Here is a 316-nt window from a genome sequence, read left to right on the forward strand (position 1 = left end):
TGCGCGCCCATGTTCTCGAACTTGTCTTCAAGCTCGATTTCCTTGGCGACGGTGACGCCGTCCTTGGTGATGCGCGGGGCGCCGAACGACTTGTCGATGACGACGTTGCGGCCCTTGGGGCCGAGCGTGACCTTGACCGCGTCGGCGAGGATGTTGACGCCGCGCAGCATGCGCTCACGGGCGTCGCGGGAGAATTTTACGTCTTTGGCAGCCATTTTTAGCTCCTGGCAGGGGCTTGGATTGAGCCCGAAGATTTAAGTGACGGTGAGGCCGATATTCAGCCGATGATGCCCATGATGTCGGATTCCTTCATGAT

At 59.2% G+C, this 316-nt stretch carries 1 protein-coding gene; it reads right to left on the bottom strand.

From position 1 onward, the window contains the following. A partial coding sequence (locus tag AC0L3I_RS37055; protein ID WP_287182322.1) for a TCP-1/cpn60 chaperonin family protein occupies nucleotides 1-215 on the bottom strand: 215 nt, incomplete at its 3' end. Nucleotides 216-316 lie beyond the last annotated feature (101 nt).

The sequence above is a fragment of the Mesorhizobium sp. WSM4840 genome, from assembly GCF_055811755.1.